Source organism: Haloferax namakaokahaiae, assembly GCF_042663225.1.
GTDB lineage: Archaea > Halobacteriota > Halobacteria > Halobacteriales > Haloferacaceae > Haloferax > Haloferax namakaokahaiae.
In genome coordinates this window covers 1-799 of sequence record NZ_JBHTAA010000010.1, presented here as the reverse complement: position 1 = coordinate 799, position 799 = coordinate 1, and the positions used below count along the sequence as shown (strand labels likewise).

Here is a 799-nt window from a genome sequence, read left to right as displayed (position 1 = left end):
AGCACTTTATACTGTGAAACTGCGAATGGCTCATTAAATCAGTTATCGTTTATTTGATAGTACCTTACTACATGGATACCTGTGGTAATTCTAGAGCTAATACATGCTAAAAACCTCGACTTCGGAAGGGGTGTATTTATTAGATAAAAAACCAATGCCCTTCGGGGCTCCTTGGTGATTCATAATAACTTAACGAATCGCATGGCCTTGCGCCGGCGATGGTTCATTCAAATTTCTGCCCTATCAACTTTCGATGGTAGGATAGTGGCCTACCATGGTGGCAACGGGTAACGGGGAATTAGGGTTCGATTCCGGAGAGGGAGCCTGAGAAACGGCTACCACATCCAAGGAAGGCAGCAGGCGCGCAAATTACCCAATCCCGACACGGGGAGGTAGTGACAATAAATACTGATACGGGGCTCTTTTGGGTCTCGTAATTGGAATGAGTACAATCTAAATCCCTTAACGAGGAACAATTGGAGGGCAAGTCTGGTGCCAGCAGCCGCGGTAATTCCAGCTCCAATAGCGTATATTAAAGTTGTTGCAGTTAAAAAGCTCGTAGTTGAACCTTGGGTCTGGCTGGCCGGTCCGCCTCACCGCGAGTACTGGTCCGGCTGGACCTTTCCTTCTGGGGAACCTCATGGCCTTCACTGGCTGTGGGGGGAACCAGGACTTTTACTGTGAAAAAATTAGAGTGTTCAAAGCAGGCCTTTGCTCGAATACATTAGCATGGAATAATAGAATAGGACGTGCGGTTCTATTTTGTTGGTTTCTAGGACCGCCGTAATGATTAATAGGG

The 799-nt window shown here is 46.9% G+C and carries 1 rRNA gene; it reads left to right on the top strand.

Going from position 1 to position 799, the window contains the following annotated elements:
- A 16S ribosomal RNA gene (locus ACFQJC_RS16905) occupies window positions 1-528 on the top strand; the annotation flags it as partial.
- Window positions 529-799: the final 271 nt, after the last annotated feature.